Consider the following 18660-nt stretch of genomic DNA (forward strand, 5'->3'; position numbering starts at 1 on the left):
CCCCCGGCCGGGCGCGGGGCCCCGCCGGCGGGGCGGGCCCCCGGCGCCAGACAGAACCGGTTCACGTGGCCCTGGACCACCCACCGCAGCGCGATGATCCACTGCGGCCGGTAGAGCACCCGCAGGCGCTCGGCCAACTCCGGCTGCACCACGTCACCGAACAGCAGTTCGCGTTCGGTGAGCGCGGCCTCGGTTACCTTCATCGCGGCATCGTGCGCCGCGACGTTGTCATAGCGACCCATGGCGTCGAGCACCACGGGCATCTCGTCGAATTGCAGCTTCTCGAGGAGGAATTGCATGTCGTCGAGCGAAAGCACGACGGCATCCAGCAACGACCCCCCACTGCCCCCGCCGAGCACCGTCACTTGGCGTTTCCGGCGAGGTCGGCGCCGATCACACCTTCTGCGGTGTAGCGGCCGTCGACGAACGCCTCATCCGAACGGCCGTAGTCGACGGCGTCGTGCTCGTCGTCGTCCTCGCCCTTGGCCCGGTTGCCGAGCAGCGGGTTGGCGCCGGCGTTGTTGTTGCGAACCGGCGCGCCGTCGGTGCGGACCACCGACTCCACGACCGGCGCCGAGGCGCCCGCGTTCGCGGCGGGCGCGCCCCAGCCCTCGGGCAGCTTCAGCTGACCCGCGTTGAGCGAGACGCTGCCGAGGCCGGCCGACGTGGTCGCCACGCCCGCGGCGCCGACCGCGCCCATGGTGGCCATGGCCGGGACCGCCGCGGTGGTCGCGGGGACGGTCGAGGCGGTGGCCGCCGAGATGGCCGAGGCGCCGATGTTGCCGACGGTGCTGACGCCGCTGGTGAGCACACCACCGGCGACATTGGCTGCCTGGGTGGCCGCGCTGACCACGCCGGGATTGGAGACGAACGCCTGCGCCGCGGCGACCGCGGTGGCCACCGGGTCGCCACCGAAATCGCCCTGCGCGGCCGAGCCTGCGCCGCTGGCGATCGTGGGCGGCATGGAGAACTCACCGGGCGTGGTGACGGTGGCGGTGGTGGCCGCCTCGTAGGTCTCCATCACCAGCGCGGCGCGGATGTCCATGGCGTGCCTGGCGACCTCGGCCGCCTCGAACGCGCCGGACACCACGCCGGGCGGGTTGGCCGACGCGGCGACGGCGGTGTTGGTCGCGGCGATCTCGGGCAGGCTCGGCATCGCGAGCGAGGCCACGGTGTAGGCGGTCGCGTTGGCCGTGGCCTTGGCGCTCATGACACCGGCCATGATGCCCTGCTGACCGGCCCACGCGCCGAACGGCGCCAGCTTGGCCAGCACGGCCAGACCGTTGACACCCTGCAGGCCGACCCCCACTTCGGCGATGACACGGGTGATGGTGAACGCGGCGTCGCCCCACGCCGCCGCGAGCGTGCCCCACGACGTGGCGGCGGCACTGATCGGAATCGCGTGCGCGCCCGCGTTGAGGGTGGTCGAGTTGATCTCCGCCATACGCGGCAGCCAGAAGACGCCGGTGATCCCTGCGGTCATGCTTGTTTCTCCCCTGAATGAATGATCGTCGACGGATCGGGTACGGCTACACCTGGATGGCGGAGATCGTCGCCGCGCGGGCGATGTCCTCACCGATGTTGGTGGCGAGCTGCGACCGCAATGTCGCCGCGGCGTGATGCAGTTCGAGAATCGCCTGGGCGACCGCGCTGTCGTGCGTGGCGGCGGCCCGGTTGAAGTGCCCGGCCGCGAGCAGGGAGACCTCTTCGGCGCCGGAGGGCAGCACGTGGGTGGTCGGCCCGGCCAGGCCGGCGGCGACCGCGAGCCGCTCGGCGAGCAGGTCCAGCTCCGCGGATGCGGCGAGGACGATTTCAGGCGTGATGAGGACGTGTCCGACCATTACCCGACTCCTTCTGGTGGCGACTATCGGGAACCACGAGAATTCCCCCTACGAGTGATAGGACGCGAGAGCGGGTCGTTCGGTTCCATCGATTCCCCACCCAATTTCGCTAGCCCCATCCCAGCTCATGCAACCGGTCGTCGTCAATCCCGAAATAGTGTGCGATTTCATGGATCACGGTGATCGCTACCTCCTCGACCACCTCGTCGTCCGAGCTGCAGATGTCGAGAATAGCCTCTCGATAGATGGTCACGGTATCCGGCAGCGATCCCGCGTAGTAGCTGTCGCGCTCGGTGAGGGCGATCCCGTGGTAGAGCCCCAGCAGTGAGGGCTCCTCGTCGTTTCTGGCCTCGACCAGCACCACCACGTTGTCGATCGCCCCGCTGAGCTCGGGCGGGATCAGGTCGAGCGCGTCGCCGACCAGCTCCTCGAACCGGTCCGGCGACATCCGCTCCGACTCGGTCACCGGGGCTGGGGCTGCGGGGGCAGCGGCGCGGCGCCGGGCAGCGGCGCCGGGGTGGAGCGGCCGGTGTTCGGCGGTGGCACCGGGGCTTGACCGTCGATCAGGATATCGCCGCGCGCAGAACCGACGATCGGCGCGAAACCCTCACGGTCGGCGCCCTTTCCGAGCCAGCAGTCCAGTTTCTTGCTGCCCGCGAGCCAACTGGTCGGTTCCAGATAATCGAAGAACAGCGTCAGCGTCTTGTTCCTGATGGCGTCGGGGCTGCCGAGGTACTCGGTGGAGAGCCGGTTGCATTCGGCCTCGACGAACTTGTCCTGATCGGCTTCCGACGGCGGCCCGCCGGTGAAGTGCGACCCGAGATCCACCGTGCCGACGATCTCGACCGCGTGCGGCTGCGCGCAGTCGACCGGATCGGTCGGCAGGTTCTGGTTGATGCCGAGGCAGGTACCGACGGCGTGCACCTTCGACTGGTCCTGCTCGACGATGCTGCCGGTGGCCGCCGGGCTGGCCGAGGTGGCCGCCACCTGCAGGCCACAGCGCAGCGTCCGGTCGCCGTGCTGCCAGCCCGCCGGGCTCGGCGACATCACGTTGACCATGTACTTGCCGCGCGGATCGAACCGTCCGCCCAGGTAGCGCTGCACCGCGGGCACGCAGTGCTCGTCCCTGAGCTCGGTCATCCGCAGCGAATCCGGGTGCCGGGTGCCGCCGCTGAACTCGCGACCGGGGTAGGCGCCGAGGTCGACCACGCCGGCCACCTCGAACAGGTGCTTGTCACCGCAGTTGACCTTCACCAGGTCGCTGCGGTCGGCCTTGGTCCAGCTCAGGCAGTCGCCCTCGTTCGCGCTGCTGAACTCCTTGTCGCGGACCACCGGCTCCGCACCGGGCTGGTGCGCCTCGACCTTGTCGGTGTCGAAGCCGGTGACCGTCATCGTGACCAGGGCCGCGATCACCGCGCCGAGCGCGCCGATCAGCAGCCCCCACCGCAGCTTGCGCGCGGACAGGTGCAGCGAACTGGCGCCGCCGCTGGGCGCCGCGGATCCCGGTGCTTGGTCACTCTGCTGTTCAGACATCGCGGTCCATCATGGCAGCGTGGTCGCGGCTGTGCCACGACCTTCCCGGACTCAGCCGCGCAGCGCCGAGGCGAAGATGCCGGGCAGGCGGGTCGGCTTGCCGTCGCCGTAGAACCCGGTCAGCTTGCGGCCGGTGCCCGTGCCCGTCTTGTTGGTGACGAACCACGGCGGCTTCGGGCTCAGCGTGAACTCGCCGCGCAGCAGCGCGCGCGGGGCGGGCCGGAACGGGCCCCGGACCACGGTGCGCTCGACGTCGTCGAGCAGGAAGGCGTTGTGCACCACGCCGATTCCGCTCTGGATGTCGTCGAGGGTGTGGCCGGGGAAGGCCCCCCAGCTCGCGCGCGGGGTGAGGAAGGCCAGGCCGGTCCAGGCGTTGACGGCGACGGTGCCGTAGCGCAGGTTCTCGATCGCGGTGTCCAGGTGGGCGCCGAGCTCCTTGCCGGTCGCCGGGTCGATGATGATGTTGGCGCCGAGCGTGCCCATCAATTCGTCATTGGCGAAGTCGACGGCGTTGCGCAGGAAAGCGGCGCCGGTGCCGGGCAGGCTGACGACGCCGAGAACGGGGGAGAAGTACTCCGTGCGCAGCAACGGGGTGTCGCTGGTCGGCAGGTCCTCCACCAGGACGCGGCCGTTGGCGCGCGCCGAACCGGGGTAGGACTCGAGCGCGCCGGCGACGCGGCCGTCGCTGCCGGGGTAGTAGGCGGGCCGGGCGGGCGCGCTGTCGATCGCGGCGCGCAGTTCGGTGAGGAACTGCTCGCGCAGCGGCCAGTCGGCGCTCAGGACGACGGTCTGCGCGGCCACGCAGTTGTAGCCGCCGTTGTGCAGGCGCTGGGTCGCCACGTGCTCGGCCTGGAACTTCAGGTCGGCCGCCGACCAGTCACCCGGCACCACGATGCACGGCGCGACGCCACCGAGTTCGCTGGTGATCGGCTTGGCCAGCGCGGGCGTTCCGGTCTTCTTGCGCTCGGCACTCTCGGCGCCCGCGCCCCACACGATCGCGTCGTGGGTGGGCGCGCCGCCGGTCATGTGTACGTGCGCGACCTGCGGATGGTTCACCAGGTAGCCGCCCTCCGGCGCGCCGCCCGTGAGGATGCGGACGACGCCGAGTTCGATGAACGGCGCGAAGATCGCCCGGAACACCGGCAGCAGCGGGTCGGTGATCGGGTTGAGCTTGAGCGCGACGACCCGGTTGTTGGCGTAGAGCTCGTAGAGGGTGTCCAGCGGCGCGATCGACATGATGTTGCCCGCGCCGAGCACCGCGCCGACGCCACCGGTCGCGGCCGGGTCGAGCTGGGCAAGGCCTGCCTTGCGTCGCGCGGTCGCCGCGTCGACGCCGGGACGCAGCCACACCTCGGCGCTGAAGCCACTGAGCAGGAGCTTGTCGTAGAAGCCGTGCGGCAGCGCGGGGACCGACACGCGGCCACCGGGCGCGGTGCCCAGGTCGACCCCGTCGAGCGGGCTGGCGCCGCGTTCGAGCGCGCCGAGCGATTCGGCCAGCGCCTGCGCGCCCGCCAGCATCGTCATCGGGCCCGACATCCACTCCTCGCCGACCAGCGGGCTGTCGGCGTCGAGCTGTTTGATGGTGCGCGCCGCGGCGACCCAGGCCTCGGCGTCGCGCGCGGTGAGCGCGTGCAGTTCCTCGAGCAGTTCGCGGCGGCGACGCAGGCCCGTCGCGGCCCACGTCTTCTCCCCCTGTGTGAGATCGGCAAGTGCGTTGTCGATGACGGCGGCGTCGAAAGTAGTACTCACACCGCAACTATGCTCTTGCCACCGTGCTCAGGGATAGGCCGTGTGATTAAGAGTTGCGTAAACTACTAGGCTGTTTTCTCATGATCGACCTCCGATTCCTGCGCGAGAACCCGGAAGCCGTCCGAGCCTCGCAGCGGGCCCGCGGCGAGGACCCCGCGCTCGTCGACGCGCTGCTCGAAGCCGACGCCGCGCGCCGTGCCGCCGTCGCCACCGCCGACACCCTGCGTGCCGAGCACAAGGCGATGGGCAAGGTGATCGGCAAGGCGAGCAAGGAGGAGCGCCCGGCGCTGCTCGCCGCGGCGACCGACATGTCCGCCAAGGTCAAGGAGGCCGAGACCGCCCAGAACGCGGCCGACGCCGATCTCGACGCGGCGCACCGCGCCATCTCCAATGTGGTGCAGGAGGGCGCGCCCGCCGGTGGCGAGGACGATTACATCGTGCTCGAAACGGTCGGTACCCCACCGGAATTCGACTTCGAGCCGAAGGATCACCTCGAGCTCGGCGAGTCGCTGGGGCTGATCGACATGGAGCGCGGCGCGAAGGTGTCGGGCTCGCGGTTCTACTTCCTCACCGGGCACGGCGCGCTGCTGCAGCTGGGTCTGTTGCAGCTGGCCGCGCAGAAGGCCGTCGCCAACGGCTTCACGATGATGATCCCGCCCGTGCTCGTCCGCCCGGAGATCATGGCCGGTACCGGGTTCCTCGGGCAGCACTCGGCGGAGGTCTACCACCTCGAGGACGACGACCTGTACCTCGTCGGCACCTCGGAGGTGCCGCTGGCCGGCTACCACTCCGAGGAGATCCTCGACCTGAGCGCGGGCCCGAAGCGGTACGCGGGTTGGTCGTCGTGTTTCCGCCGCGAGGCCGGCAGCTACGGCAAGGACACCCGCGGGATCATCCGCGTGCACCAGTTCGACAAGGTGGAGATGTTCGTCTACACCACCCCCGAGCAGGCCGACGCCGAGCACCAGCGGCTGCTGGCCTGGGAGCGCGAGATGCTGGCCGCGATCGACGTGCCCTACCGGGTGATCGACGTGGCCGCGGGTGATCTCGGCAGCTCGGCCGCGCGCAAGTTCGACTGCGAGGCCTGGGTGCCGACCCAGCAGACCTATCGCGAGCTCACCTCCACCTCGAACTGCACCACCTTCCAGGCGCGTCGCCTCGCGGTCCGCTACCGGGACGAGAACGGCAAGGCGCAGATCGCGGCGACGCTGAACGGCACGCTGGCGACGACCCGCTGGATCGTGGCGATCCTGGAGAACCATCAGCAGGCCGACGGTTCGGTGCGGGTGCCCGCGGCGCTGGTGCCGTTCGTCGGCACCGAGGTGCTGACACCGTAGAGCTCTTCACTGTTTGCTGGAATCGCATTTGTTGATGTGGCAAACGTCCTGACCGAACAACATCTAGGCTGGTGCTCGTGCGAGGAATCGGGGCGCGCGGCGATACCCGAACCCGGGTGCGGGCGGCATCGGCGTTGGCGACGGCAAAGGTCATGGCCAGGACAACGGGGGCGTTCTACGTTCTCGGCGGTGTCCTCGGCCTGACGATCACTGCCGTCGCACCGGGGGACGACGGTAATCGGCTGCTGGTCGGAACGGCGGCCGCGGTCGCCTTGGTACTCGGTCTGACCCTGCTGGTGTGGGGCCCGCGGATGCCGCACGCCCTGCATCATCTCTACCTGGCCACCGCCGCCGTCCTGGTGACGATCGCCGTGCACGACTTCCCGAACCTGGTCGGCGGCATCACGCTGGCCTCGTTCTACGTCTTCGTCGCCTGCGATGCCGCGCTGTTCTTCGCCTGGCCGCAGGCCGCCGCGCACATCGGTTTCGCGATGGCCCTGTGTCTGTGGGTGCTGCCCGCGCGCGAGCTGCCGTGGTGGTCGGGCCTGATCCCGGCCGGCGTCACCTTCGGCGCCGGTGTGGTCGTCGGCATCCTGACCAGGATGGCCTCCGACGCCGACATCGACGTGCTCACGGGTCTGCTGAACCGGCGCGGCTTCGAGAAGCAGCTCAACCCGGCCATCGACGCGGCGGGCCGCAGCGGTCAGGGCCTGTCCCTGGTCCTGGTCGACCTCGACCGCTTCCAGAAGATCAACGACCACCTCGGCCACCGGGCCGGCGACGCGGTCCTGCAGCGGGTCGCCGACAGCTGGCTCGACCTGCTCGCCCCCGATCAGGTGCTGGCCCGCTTCGGCGGCGACGTGTTCGCGCTGCTGCTGCCCGGCACCACCGAGCAGGCCGCGATCCTGCTCACCGAGAAGCTGCGCGCCGCGGTGACCATGGGCTGTTCGGCGGGTGTCACCTCCTGGCAGCCGGGCGAATCCGGGTCGCTGCTGATCAGCCGGGCCGATGTGGGTCTGTACCGGGCCAAGCAGGCCGGTCGCAACCGCACGGTGCTCGAGTCGTCGCGGCAGCTGCCGCTGGCGGTGGAACTGCGCGAGGCGATCGACCGCGGCGCCCTGGACGTGCACTACCAGCCGATCGTCAGCCTCACCGAGGACGGCGGCCAGGCGGTCGGGGTCGAGGCGCTGCTGCGCTGGTCGTCGAACGCGCAGCCGGAGGTCACCACCGAGGGCCTGATCCGGGTCGCCGAGGAATACGACCTCATCTCCGACCTCGACGAGCTGGTCCTGCGCCGCGCCTGCGCCGACGCCGCCCGCCTCCAGGAGAGCTTCGCCTCGCTCGACCTCACCCTCAACGTGAACGTCTCGGGCCTGGAGCTGGCCGAACCCGATTATGCCGAGCGGGTCGCGACCATCCTGTCCGACACCGGCTGGCCCGCCGATCAGCTGGTCCTCGAGGTCACCGAGAGCGAGCTGGCCGCGGAATCGCAGACCGCCATCACCAATCTGCACACCCTGCGCGACCGTGGCGTCCGCATCGCGATCGACGACTTCGGCACCGGCTACTCCTCGCTGAGCAGGCTGGCCACGATCCCCAGCGACATCCTCAAGGTCGACCAGTCCTTCGTCGCCGCGATCCGCTCCGATTCGCCCGCGCCGCCGCTGCTCGGCGTGATCGCCGCGCTCAGCAAGTCACTGGATCTGCAGGTCATCGCCGAGGGCGTGGAGACCGAGTACCAGGCCGCCGTGCTCACCGAACTCGGTTTCGCGCTGGCTCAGGGCTATCACTACAGCGACTCGCATCCGGTCTCGGAACTGATCAACGACCTCAACGACGCGCGGCCCCGGCCCGGCGGCTCCGACGACGACTCCCTCGCCGCCAACGGCTGGATCCCGCTCGGATAATCGCTTGACCTCCGGCGGCGAGAGGCGAACGATGAGCAGCATGCGCATGCTCATCTACGCCTGTTGACCTGCACAGACTCTGCGAACCGCGGTGGCCCGGTTGACCGGTGACCCGGTCGACGTCCGCGGCCTGGCGATTCGCGCGGTCCTGTTCAAGGGCACCCGCGACCTGTTGCCGATCTATGCCCTCTACGGCGTGCTGTTCGCCGATCACGGCCTGAGCACCGCGCAGATCTCCCTGCTGCTCGCCCTCTGGTCGGTGACGGCGTTCGTGCTCGAGGTGCCATCTGGCGCCTGGGCCGACACGGTGTCGCGGCGTGGCCTGCTGATCCTGAGCTGTGTGCTGCAGGTGGCGTGCTTCGTCGTCTGGATGCTCGCGCCGTCCTTCGCCGGATTCGGCGTCGGTTTCGTACTGTGGGGTGTCGCCGGGGCACTCGCCTCGGGCACCTTCGAGGCCCTGATCTACGACGATCTCGTCGCCCGTGGCGAGCCGTCGGCCTACGCGCGGATCATGGGCTGGACGCGCGCCGCCCAGGAGGGCACCGTCCTGCTCGCGATCATCGCGGGCGCGCCACTGTTCGCCCTCGGCGGGTACGCGCTGGTCGGCTGGGTGAGCGTCGGTGTCGGTGTGGTGCACATCCTCACCGCGGTGGCCCTGCCGAGCCCACCGGTGGCGATCTCGGCGTCGGCCGTGGACGACCTCGACGACGAGCCGCCGATCCCGGGCCCACAGAAGGTTCCCGGCACACCCCCGGCGCGGCCCGGCCTCGCACCGGCCGACTCCGGCGTGGCTTCGGTCGATACCGGCGCGTCACCGGCCGACACCAGCGCGATCCGGGTAGATCCGCAGCACGGTGCGGAGGCGGGCGGCGACCGGCGCGCGAGCACGGGGCGCGGGGACCCGACAGCAACGCAGTGCCCGGCCGGCGGCCCGAGTGTGGCGGCCGCCGAACCACCGCCCACCGGGCGGTCCGGCGACACCGAGCCGCGGTCGGCCGTGGGGGACGGCGGTGCCTCGCGCTACCTGGCGATGTTGCGCACCGGTACAGCCGAAGCCTGGCGGGTTCGCCGGGTCCGGCGCGGGGTCCTGTTGGGCGCTCTGCTCTCCGGTGTCACGGCGTTCGACGAGTACTTCGGCCTGCTCGCGGTCACCGGTGGTGCCTCGACGGCTGTGTCGGCGCTGCTGCTCGGCGTGGCCGTGGTGGGTTCGCTGGTCGGTTCGGTGCTGGCGGGCCGGACCGAGGCCGCCCCGGCTCGGGCGCTGGCCGCGGCGTTGTTCGTGGCCGGCATCCTGTTCATCGGCGGCGCGTTGGCGGTGGGCACGGCGAGCCCGGTGCTGCTGTGGGTGGGATTCGTCGGGATCGGTATCGCCTACGGCATCGATTACAACGTCGAGGTGGTCGCGGGCGCCCGATTGCAGGACGCCATCGAGGGCCCGGCCCGGGCTACGGTCACCTCGTTCTCGGGGTTGCTGTCGGAGGTCGTGGCGCTGGCGGTCTTCGGTTTCGTCGCCGCGGCGACCCAGTGGCTGTCGATGTCGACCACGATCGCCCTGCTGGGCGCGGTCCTGCTGGTGGCCGCCGTGCTCACCCCGAGCTGGCTCCCGCCTCGCTCCGACGCCGATTCGGCGAGCTAGTCACCAGCGCAACATCGGGAGCGGGCGCAGCGGATGTCGAACCGCGTGCCGCAGACCGGAATTCAGCAGGAACCGATGGAACCCGAGGTAGGGGAAGAGTTCGACGACCTGCCGCACGAATTCGGCGTCGACTCCGCCGCGCAGCAGTCCACGGCTGACATCGATCCGGTCCGCCACCCGAAAAGTCTCGACAAGCGGGTCCGCGCGGGCCCCCAGACCGTGATGGTCCAGCACAAGGGTGCGCACCAGCGCGGTGTCGGCGATCCCGAATTCGGACGCGAGCCGCTCGCCCAGCGCCGCCGAGGGCGCCAGGTAGTCGAAGGTGCCCGCCGTCCAGATCCCGAGATCGTGCACGGCCCAGGCCAGCGCGGCGGCGTCGGGCGGGTCGCCGCCGAGGAGCGCCCGCTGATAGTTGGCGCAGCGGTACACGTGATGGCGATAGGTCCGATCGTCGTGGCCGAGCGCCTCGCGATGACGGGTCAGTACCTCGTCGATCACCGGGTGGAACAGCATCGGATCACTTGCTGTCGACATCGTTTTCGCCCCCTGACGACCCATCCGGACGCCCGCCGGAGTCGTCGGTCAGTCTAGTGTCGGAAGCCACGGCTCCCCAGCTGACGAAAGGACGCGGTGGTCGGACGCAACGGTCTCGGAGCGATCTTCGGATTCTGCATCGGCGCTGGGGTCGCCGTGCAGGGGCGGATCAACGGCGCACTCGGCGCCGAACTGGGCGACGGCGTCGCCGCGGCCACCATCAGTTTCGGCACCGGTCTGCTGGTGCTGCTGTTCGCCTTCGCACTGAGCCCCACCCTGCGCGCGGGCTTCGGCAAGGTACGAACCGCCGTGCGCGACGGCGGCGTGCGGCCATGGCAGCTGCTCGGCGGGGTGTGCGGCGCGTTCTTCGTCGCGAGTCAGGGCCTGACCATCGCCGCCATCGGTGTCACCGCGTTCACCGTCGCCGTGGTGGCGGGCCAGCTGCTCAGCAGCCTCGTCGTCGACCGTCTCGGACTCGCCCCGAACGGGCGTACCCCGATCACGCCGTGGCGCATGGTCGCCGCCGTCCTCGGCATCGCGGGTGTCGTGCTCTCGGCGGGCGGCGGTTCCGCGCCGACGACCACCGCGACCGGCGTCTCCGACTTCCTGCTCATCGTCCTGCCCGCGCTCGCGGGCATCGGCCTGGCGTGGCAACAGGCGGTGAACGGCCGCGTCGGCGCAGTCGGCGGACCTTTCCCCGCCACTCTGATCAACTTCACCGTCGGCCTGATCGCCCTGTGCCTTTTCAACGTCTACACCCTGCTCACCACCGGCCTGCCCACCCGATTCCCCACCGAACCCTGGTTGTACCTGGGTGGCGTCATCGGCGTGGCCTTCATCGCCCTGGCCGCGATCACGGTCGGCATGATCGGCGTCCTGCTCCTCGGCCTCACCTCGGTAGCGGGCCAGCTCGTGGCGGCGATGCTGCTCGACGCCGCCGCCGGTCGGCTTTCCCTGACGGCAGCGCTGAGCTGTGTGATCGTTCTCGGTGCCGTGGTCTTGGGGACCAAGGCGACCTCAGCGACGGAACGTTAGCTCGACGTCGCGGCTCGGCCGCCGTCATCCACCCCCGAGACCGGCGCCACCCGGCGCACGGCGACAAGGGTGTTAGGTTGCTCGCGGACGACCGCGCCGAAGATCGTGGCGCGCACCCGCCTCGGCGGGATCGGAGTGGGGGAGTACCGACGTGATCGAGCCGTTGTCGCCTGCCGAATCGACGATGATCGGCCGCTACCGGATTCGCGGCGTGCTCGGCGCGGGCGGCATGGGACGTGTCCTGCTCGCCACCGGCCCGGACGGACGGTTCGTCGCCATCAAGCAGATCCATGCCCACCTGCTGGACGACCGCGAATTCCGCGCCCGCTTCGAACGCGAGGTCGCCGTCTCCGCCCGCGTCTCCGGCGCGTTCACCGCCGCCGTCGTCGACTTCGACACCAGCGGCGAAACACCATGGCTGGCTTCGCTGTTCATCGCCGGGGTGCCGCTGGACCGTGCGATCCGTGAGCACGGACCCCTGCCCGTGCCTGCCCTGCGCACCCTCGCCTCCGGCCTGGCCTCGGCTTTGCATTCCATCCACAGCACCGGCCTGGTGCATCGGGACCTCAAGCCCGCCAACGTGATCCTGGCCGCCGACGGGCCACGCGTCATCGACTTCGGTATCGCCCAGGCGGTCGGCACCGGCGCGCAGCTCACCGAGGTGGGCGCCGTCGTCGGGTCACCCGCGTACATGTCGCCCGAGCAGGCGATGAGCGAACCGGTGGCCTCGGCCGCCGATGTGTTCTCGCTGGGTTCGCTGCTGTGTATGGCCGCCACCGGGGACAGTCCGTTCGCGGCGAACTCGGCGGCTTACACGCTGTTCAACATCGTCCACAGCGAACCCCGGCTCGACGCCGTCCCGCCGGAACTGCGCGAGCTGATCGGCGGGTGCCTGCGCAAGGACCCGGCCGCCCGGCCGACGCCGGCCCAGATCCTGGACTACCTCGGGGTCCTGCCGGTGCAGAGCATGCCGTGGCCGGCTTCGGTGCACGCCGGGATCGCCGAGCAGTCCCGGTACCTGGTTTCGCTCACCTCGGATCCCGAAGCGACCCAGATCATTTCGTCACCGATCCGCCCGGACGCCACAGTGACTCCACCGTCCCGGCCACCCGGCAGGACGCGGACCAAGCTCGCGATCGGTGTCGCGGCGGCGGCTGCCGTGGTCGTGGCGGCGACGACCGCTGTCGTCATCGTGCGCGACGAACCCGCCGAGACGACCGCCGCACCCGCATCGCTGCCCGGTCTCGCGCAGCTGCGTGAAGTCTCGGCCTGCGATTGGCTGCCGCAGGCGCTCGGCCCCACCCTGCCGGCTGACATCGGCGCGGGCAGCAAGCTGAACGTCGCCGACTGGCAGTGGCAACAGACCTCGACCTGGGGTTGCCAGGGCACCTCGGGCGCCGCCGAGCTCACCCTCGAAATCGGCACCGCCCTGGACGGTTTCACCGCCACCGGTGACACCGTTCACGGACTCCCGCTGCGGCGGCGCGGCATCGAGTGCGCGCTGGGTGTCGGCGCGGAATCGGGCGGATGGGGCATCACCCTCGCCACCAAGGAACGCACCTCCTGCGCGCTGGCCGAATACGCGGTCGAACGGGTGATCGCGACGATGGCGTCGCCGCCGCGCGCCGCCGCGGCGTCGGGGTCGCTGTCGGGGGTCGATCCCTGCGCCCTGGTCGACGACGCCGAGGCGGTAGCGGTCGGTGCCACCGCGCCGGGCACCCCGGTCACGGCGCACACCTGTGAATGGCGCGGCGCGAACACCATTCGGTTGACCCTGTCGTATCCGTTGCGGGTCGACCTGCCGACCTTCGCCCGAAAGGTCGTCGACGTCGGTGACGGCGTGTTCGTCGACGCGCTCGCCTCGACCGAACCGGGCTCCGAATGCCTACGTATGTACCGCTTTCGCGAGATCGGTCAGCAGTATCTGGAGGTCGCCACCCTGCAGGTGCGCGGTGCGGAGGAGCGGATCGCCGACACCAAATGCCCTGCCGCCGAATCGGTGCTGAAATCGGTGGTCGGGCGCTTGCCGCAGTAGCGGCGCCGGTGGGCGGGTGATAGTTTCAGCCGGATCGGGAGGAGTCGGGCGCCGGTGGTGTCCGATCGGAGGGGAATGTTCGTGCGGTACAGGTCGCGTCGAATCGCGGCGCTCGCGGTGACTGTTGTCGGCTTCGCCGCCGCGTGCGGTGATCAATCCGCCGGTCTCGACCACGGCTCCTACTCCGTGCGCCCGATCGCCACCGACTATGACGACGCGGCCAGCCGCAGCCGCGGCATCCTCGTCGAGTCGTTGCGGCTCGGCGAGCACCTGTTGATCGCCGACGCGGTGGATCCCGAGCTGTCGATGAGCCGTGGCGGCGGCGTGATCGCCGATCACGGTGGCGTCGACGATTTGCTGTCCGCCGTGCAGATGTCGGCGTTGCAGCCGTTCGACGTGCTCGGCGCATTCGGCGCGATCGCGGGCAACGACCAGTCGCACAACGAGGCCGCCGACAAGGCGTTGACGATCTCGCTCATCGCGCTGCCCAGCGAGGAGGTGGCGACCGCGGCGGCCGCGGCGATGGCGGCGGCGGATTTCGGTGCCAACGCCGAGAACGCGCCGCTCGCCGTGTCGGAATTTCCGGCAGCGCTGAATCATTGGCGCCCCGGCATCCCCACCGTCGGCAGCTGGCTGGTGTGGAAGAACGTGGTGATCCGGGTCTTCGCCAAGGTGGTCGAGCCGCGTCCTGAGGTGCTGGTCGACCTGCTCACCCGCACCTACCGCGCGCAGCTCGCCGAACTGGCGACCTTCACCCCCACCCAGCCCGCCGAGCTGGCCACCGCGCGGATCGACAGGGACGGGTTGCTCACGCGCGTGGTGTCGACCGGGAACACCACCCCGGACCGCAAGGAGTTCGCGGTGTACGGTCCGCGTGCGTTCGCACTGCTGCTCGACCGGCCGACGACGAGGCTGCGCCTCTTCGAGGAACACCGGATCTCGGCGATCGCCGTGTCACACAACAAGATCCTGTATCGCGCCGAGTCACCCGCCGCGGCGGAGTCGTTCGGCGCGGCGATCCAGGATGCGCAGGCCGAGGACTACGCCGCCATGGCCGGTGTACCGGGGGTGGCCGGCGTCGCCTGCTTCCGCGCGCTACGACCCGACCGCCGTGCGGTGCAGGCCCGGCGTTTCAGCTGCCTGATCCGCCATGCCGGATACGTGGCCAGGATCTACAGCAACCAGGAGCTGGACGCCCGTCAGCTCGCCGCGGCGCAGTACACCTTGCTCGCCGACAGTCAGGGGGCGTAGCCGATGCAGTCACTCGGACAACAGGATCCGCGTACCCTCGGCCGCTATCGCCTGCTCTCGGTGATCGGGCGCGGCGGAATGGGGAAGGTGTTCCTCGGTCGCGGGCAGGACGGCCGCCTGGTCGCGGTGAAACAGATCCACCCCCATCTCACCGGGAACCCCGAATTCCGGGCCAGGTTCCGGCGGGAGGTGGAGGCTTCGCAGCAGGTCACCGGCGCCTACACCGCCGGTGTCGTCGACCATGACGCCGACGCGGAGATGCCTTGGCTCGCCTCGGAATTCATCGCGGGACCGTCGCTGCAAGAAGCGGTCGGCGAGTTCGGCAGGCTCACGATGAGTGGGCTGAAGCTGCTCACCACCGGTCTGGCGATGGCGCTGATCGAGATCCACCGCACCGGCCTGGTGCACCGCGACCTCAAGCCGAGCAACGTCCTGCTCACCAATGAGGGGCCGAGGGTGATCGACTTCGGCATCGCGCGGGCGATGGCCGACGACATCACCCTCACCGCGACCGGAGCCGTGATCGGCTCGCCCGCCTACATGTCCCCGGAACAGGCCGAGTGCCGCGCGCTGACAGCCGCTTCCGACGTGTTCGCGGTCGGCGCGGTGATCGCGATGGCCGCCACCGGCGCGAGTCCGTTCGACGCGGCTTCCACTCCGCAGGTGCTGTACAACGTGCTCTATCGCACGCCCGACACCAGCGCGATCCCCGGCGGGCTGCGCGCGCTGGTCGACGCGTGCCTGGCGAAGAATCCGGCGGACCGCCCGACTCCCGAGCAACTGCTCGACGCCGCGGACCGGTTGGCGGCCGAACCGGTGTGGCCGGTCCGGGTGCGCAGGCGTGTCGCCGACCATCAGGCCGAGGCCGCCCGGTGGGCGATCGGTGTGGCCGAGGAGCCGAATGCCGCACCGCGGCCACGGAGATGGTGGCGCCCCGGCCCTGTTCCCGTGGCGGCCGCGGTATCGGTGCTCGTTCTGGCTGCCTGTGCGTGGTGGGGTGTCGGCGTCGAGGGCAGGGCGGAGGCGATGAGTGATCCGCCGCTGGCACTCACCGTCGACGAGACCCGGCGCCTCGACATCTGCGAGTTGCTGAAGCCCGCGGTGCTCACCGACCTCGGCACACCGATGGCCGAACTCTCCCAGCAGGGGGTGAACGGGTGCAGCACCCTGTACGCGAACCCGGCCGGCGAGAAGATCTACTTCTCCCTCAACATCGCCATCTCGGCGGGCGAGACCGAGTCGACCTTGGAACTGGTCGGTGGCGCCATCAGCTGGATGCCGGTCTTCGGACATCACCAGGAGGCGCGTATCTGCGACCGGGCGGTCATCACGCAGAGCGGTCTGCCCATCAGTATCACCATGCAGGTGCAGGCGCCCAGCGGTGACGGCTGCCCGATGTCGGAGCGCGCCCTGGCCGCGGTGGTGCACCGGCTCTCGGTGAATCCGCCGCTGCGCGAGCACGATCCCGACTCGATCCTGCTGCTGGATCCCTGCGCGATCATCGACGCGCCGGTCGTGCTGCCGGTGATCGGAGACCCCGCCCGCGAAACGTCCTACGGCCCGCACGGCTGCGCGGTGGCGGGGCGCGACGCGTGGTTCTCGCTGTCGTTCGAAGACCGCATCCGTCCCGACAGCGAGACGGGCGTCGTGAACCCGAGGTCGACGATCACGGTCGCCGGACGTACCGCGCACATCGTCAGCCGGAGTCCGCGATCGTGCGATCTCCGGATCATGATCCGGCCGAGCCGGGATGATCAGGCGGAGGCGGTGAACACCATGATCGTGCTCGCCGAGCCCGTCACGGTCGATCCCTGCGACGCGTCCGCCACGCTGCTCGCCCCCGTTCTCGCGAAGTTGCCGACGTCATGACGATCCAGCCCCTCGATCCCGGCGCACCGCAGCGCATCGGGCGATACCGCCTCCTCGGCGCACTGGAGCCGACCGCGGGCTTCCAGCCCATGCTGGCGGCCGCACCGGACGGCGCACTCGTGGTGGTGCAGCAGGCGCGCGCCGAATCGATCACCGCACCAGATTTCCGTATCCGGCTGCGGCACAGTGCCGTCGCCGCCATGCGGGTGTCCGGACCGTCGAGCACGACTGTGCTCGACGTCGACGCCGACGCGGAAAAGCCCTGGCTGGCCTCGGCATTCGTGCCGGGGATCCGTCTCGATCGGGCTGTCGAGACGCACGGCCCGCTGCCGGTGCCGGCTGTCCGCGCGCTCGCCGGTTCGCTGGCGAGTGCCCTGCGTGCCGTGCACGACTCCGGGCTCGTGCACCAGCGGGTGCGTGCCGACACGGTGATGCTGACCAGGGACAGCGGCCGACTCGGCGAGATCGGCATCGTCGCGGCGGCCGCCTCGCCGACGGGCGGCACCGCGACAGTCCTCGGCACTCCCGAATTCCTCGCTCCGGAGCAGGCTCTCGGCGTCGACATCACCCCCGCCGCCGATGTGTTCGCGCTCGGTGCGGTGCTCGCCTTCGCGGCGAGCGGCGCCGCCCCTTTCACCGCGCCCTCGGTGCCCTACATCCTGTTCAACATCACCCAGCGCGAACCCGACCTCAGCCGGGTCCCCGAACCGCTGCGCGAGATGATCGCCGCCTGCCTGCGCAAGGACCCGGCCGCCCGCCCGACTCCGGCGCAGATCCTGGATTATCTCGGTGGTCCGCCGGTCGTTCCGCCGCCGTGGCCCGCCGGGGTCGCCGACGACATCGCCCGCGAACAGCACCAGGCGGCGGCCCTGCTCGCCGCCCTGCCGCCGGAGCTGCCGCCCGCGCCGACGCGCCCGTTCCCCGAGCTCGCCGCCGCGATGTGGGCGACCGCGCGTGGGTGGACAGTTCGCCGTTGGCAGTCGACGGGGACGCGGGCTCGGCGCGGCCTGGCCGCCGGTGTGGTCGCGCTGGTGCTCGCGGTCGCCGGAATCGTCTCCCTCACCGGTGCGGAACCCGGCAGACCCGCACCGACCACCGGGCTGACCCTGGCCGAGCTGCGGGGCGTAGACCCCTGCGTTTGGCTGGAGCGGGCGCTGGGTGACGCGGTTCCGGTCGCCCCGACGCCGCTGCCCAAAGACGCGTGGAAGCTCACACCCACCGCCGACTGGGGCTGCCGTGCGTCGGCCCCGAAGTACTCCATCGGCCTGAACCTCGGCAAGGAAGAGCAGTACCTGACGCCGCTGGTCACCGAGGTCGACGGTGTGCCGATCATCCACGGCACCCCGCACGGCTGCACGCGCGCGATCGCCAGTCCCGGCGCGGAGGCGGACTCCGGCATCGTCCTGGACGTGTCGCGCCCTTCGGACGTGAAGGATTGCGGCGCGGCCGATTACGTGATCGCCAATATCGCGCGATCACTGTCGAATGCGCCGAGGGCGGAGAATCGCGACGGCTCGCTGGCGAGCCTCGCCCCGTGCGACCTCATCACCAGGGACCAGGTGGCGAGCCGGATCGGCCCGCTGCCGAAGGCGCCGACCATCGCCGATGCGCACACCTGTCAGTGGGACGGCCGGGTCAGGCTCACGATCGACCTGGTGCGCACCAGCTCCTACACCTCCGGTGCCGACGCGCTCGCGGCCACGGTCGACGGGGTCTCGATGTATGCCGATCGCGGTGGGTCGACGGCGATCTGTGTCCGCGCCTACCTGGTGCCCGACGCCGACGAGGAAACGATCGAGGTCGAAGTGCACGGCGGCGAGGGCCGTCGCGACGACTACTGCGCGCTCGCCGCGTCCGTCCTGCGCGAGGCGGTCGGGAAACTGCCCGCCCGCTGATCTCCCCGGCCGTCGGCCGCGAGAGGTGGATACTCGAC

Annotated in this window: 15 protein-coding genes; 8 read left to right on the plus strand and 7 right to left on the minus strand. The window is 70.6% G+C overall.

The annotated features are described in order from the left end of the window. From QH270_RS13645 to QH270_RS13670, 6 genes are all read right to left on the minus strand, one after another. Positions 1-299: ESX secretion-associated protein EspG (locus QH270_RS13645; protein ID WP_280341653.1), on the minus strand; the 299-nt coding region annotated here is incomplete at its 3' end. 62 nt (positions 300-361) lie between these two features. Further along, positions 362-1483, minus strand: coding sequence for a PPE family protein (locus QH270_RS13650; RefSeq protein ID WP_280341655.1), 1122 nt, complete (start codon positions 1481-1483; stop codon positions 362-364). A gap of 46 nt (positions 1484-1529) precedes the next feature. Further along, a complete protein-coding gene (locus tag QH270_RS13655; protein ID WP_280341658.1) occupies positions 1530-1841 on the minus strand; it encodes a PE family protein in 312 nt (103 codons plus the stop codon). Positions 1842-1950: 109 nt separating this feature from the next. Beyond that, positions 1951-2289, minus strand: coding sequence for a metallopeptidase family protein (locus QH270_RS13660; RefSeq protein WP_280341763.1), 339 nt, complete (start codon positions 2287-2289; stop codon positions 1951-1953). Between the two features lie 14 nt (positions 2290-2303). Beyond that, positions 2304-3374 carry a septum formation family protein gene (locus tag QH270_RS13665; protein WP_280341659.1) on the minus strand — a complete coding sequence of 357 codons (1071 nt, stop codon included), beginning with the start codon at positions 3372-3374 and terminating at the stop codon, positions 2304-2306. A gap of 51 nt (positions 3375-3425) precedes the next feature. Continuing rightward, positions 3426-5123 carry an aldehyde dehydrogenase family protein gene (locus QH270_RS13670; RefSeq protein ID WP_280341662.1) on the minus strand — a complete coding sequence of 566 codons (1698 nt, stop codon included), beginning with the start codon at positions 5121-5123 and terminating at the stop codon, positions 3426-3428. 80 nt (positions 5124-5203) lie between these two features. On the opposite strand from QH270_RS13670, the gene serS reads away from it, so the two are divergent. The 3 genes from serS (at position 5204) to QH270_RS13685 (ending at position 10003) form a co-directional block, all read left to right on the plus strand. Next, positions 5204-6460 carry a serine--tRNA ligase gene (serS, locus tag QH270_RS13675; RefSeq protein WP_280341664.1) on the plus strand — a complete coding sequence of 419 codons (1257 nt, stop codon included), beginning with the start codon at positions 5204-5206 and terminating at the stop codon, positions 6458-6460. A gap of 77 nt (positions 6461-6537) precedes the next feature. Then, positions 6538-8367, plus strand: a complete 1830-nt coding sequence (locus QH270_RS13680) for a putative bifunctional diguanylate cyclase/phosphodiesterase (RefSeq protein WP_280341667.1) — start codon at positions 6538-6540, stop codon at positions 8365-8367. A gap of 91 nt (positions 8368-8458) precedes the next feature. After that, entirely contained in the window at positions 8459-10003 is a 1545-nt protein-coding gene (locus tag QH270_RS13685; protein ID WP_280341670.1) for an MFS transporter, read from the plus strand. Here QH270_RS13685 and QH270_RS13690 read toward each other — a convergent pair whose 3' ends face one another. Continuing rightward, entirely contained in the window at positions 10004-10537 is a 534-nt protein-coding gene (locus tag QH270_RS13690) for a hypothetical protein (protein WP_280341674.1), read from the minus strand. Positions 10538-10633: 96 nt separating this feature from the next. On the opposite strand from QH270_RS13690, the gene QH270_RS13695 reads away from it, so the two are divergent. The 5 genes from QH270_RS13695 (at position 10634) to QH270_RS13715 (ending at position 18622) form a co-directional block, all read left to right on the plus strand. Beyond that, positions 10634-11572, plus strand: coding sequence for a DMT family transporter (locus QH270_RS13695; RefSeq protein ID WP_280341677.1), 939 nt, complete (start codon positions 10634-10636; stop codon positions 11570-11572). 151 nt (positions 11573-11723) lie between these two features. Next, positions 11724-13607: a serine/threonine-protein kinase gene (locus tag QH270_RS13700; RefSeq protein ID WP_280341682.1), complete on the plus strand. Its 1884-nt coding sequence runs from the start codon at positions 11724-11726 to the stop codon at positions 13605-13607. A gap of 117 nt (positions 13608-13724) precedes the next feature. Continuing rightward, positions 13725-14858 carry a DUF7373 family lipoprotein gene (locus QH270_RS13705; protein ID WP_280341686.1) on the plus strand — a complete coding sequence of 378 codons (1134 nt, stop codon included), beginning with the start codon at positions 13725-13727 and terminating at the stop codon, positions 14856-14858. Positions 14859-14861: 3 nt separating this feature from the next. Beyond that, the gene (locus QH270_RS13710) at positions 14862-16727 is read left to right on the plus strand and encodes a serine/threonine-protein kinase (protein WP_280341687.1); all 1866 of its coding nucleotides are present in this window, start codon (positions 14862-14864) and stop codon (positions 16725-16727) included. Continuing rightward, positions 16724-18622 (plus strand): serine/threonine-protein kinase, encoded by a 1899-nt coding sequence (locus tag QH270_RS13715; protein ID WP_280341690.1) that lies wholly within the window; start codon positions 16724-16726, stop codon positions 18620-18622. The genes QH270_RS13710 and QH270_RS13715 overlap by 4 nt, the downstream gene beginning before the upstream one ends. Positions 18623-18660 lie beyond the last annotated feature (38 nt).

The organism is Nocardia neocaledoniensis (assembly GCF_029868625.1).
In the GTDB taxonomy this organism is placed as follows: Bacteria; Actinomycetota; Actinomycetes; order Mycobacteriales; family Mycobacteriaceae; genus Nocardia; species Nocardia neocaledoniensis_A.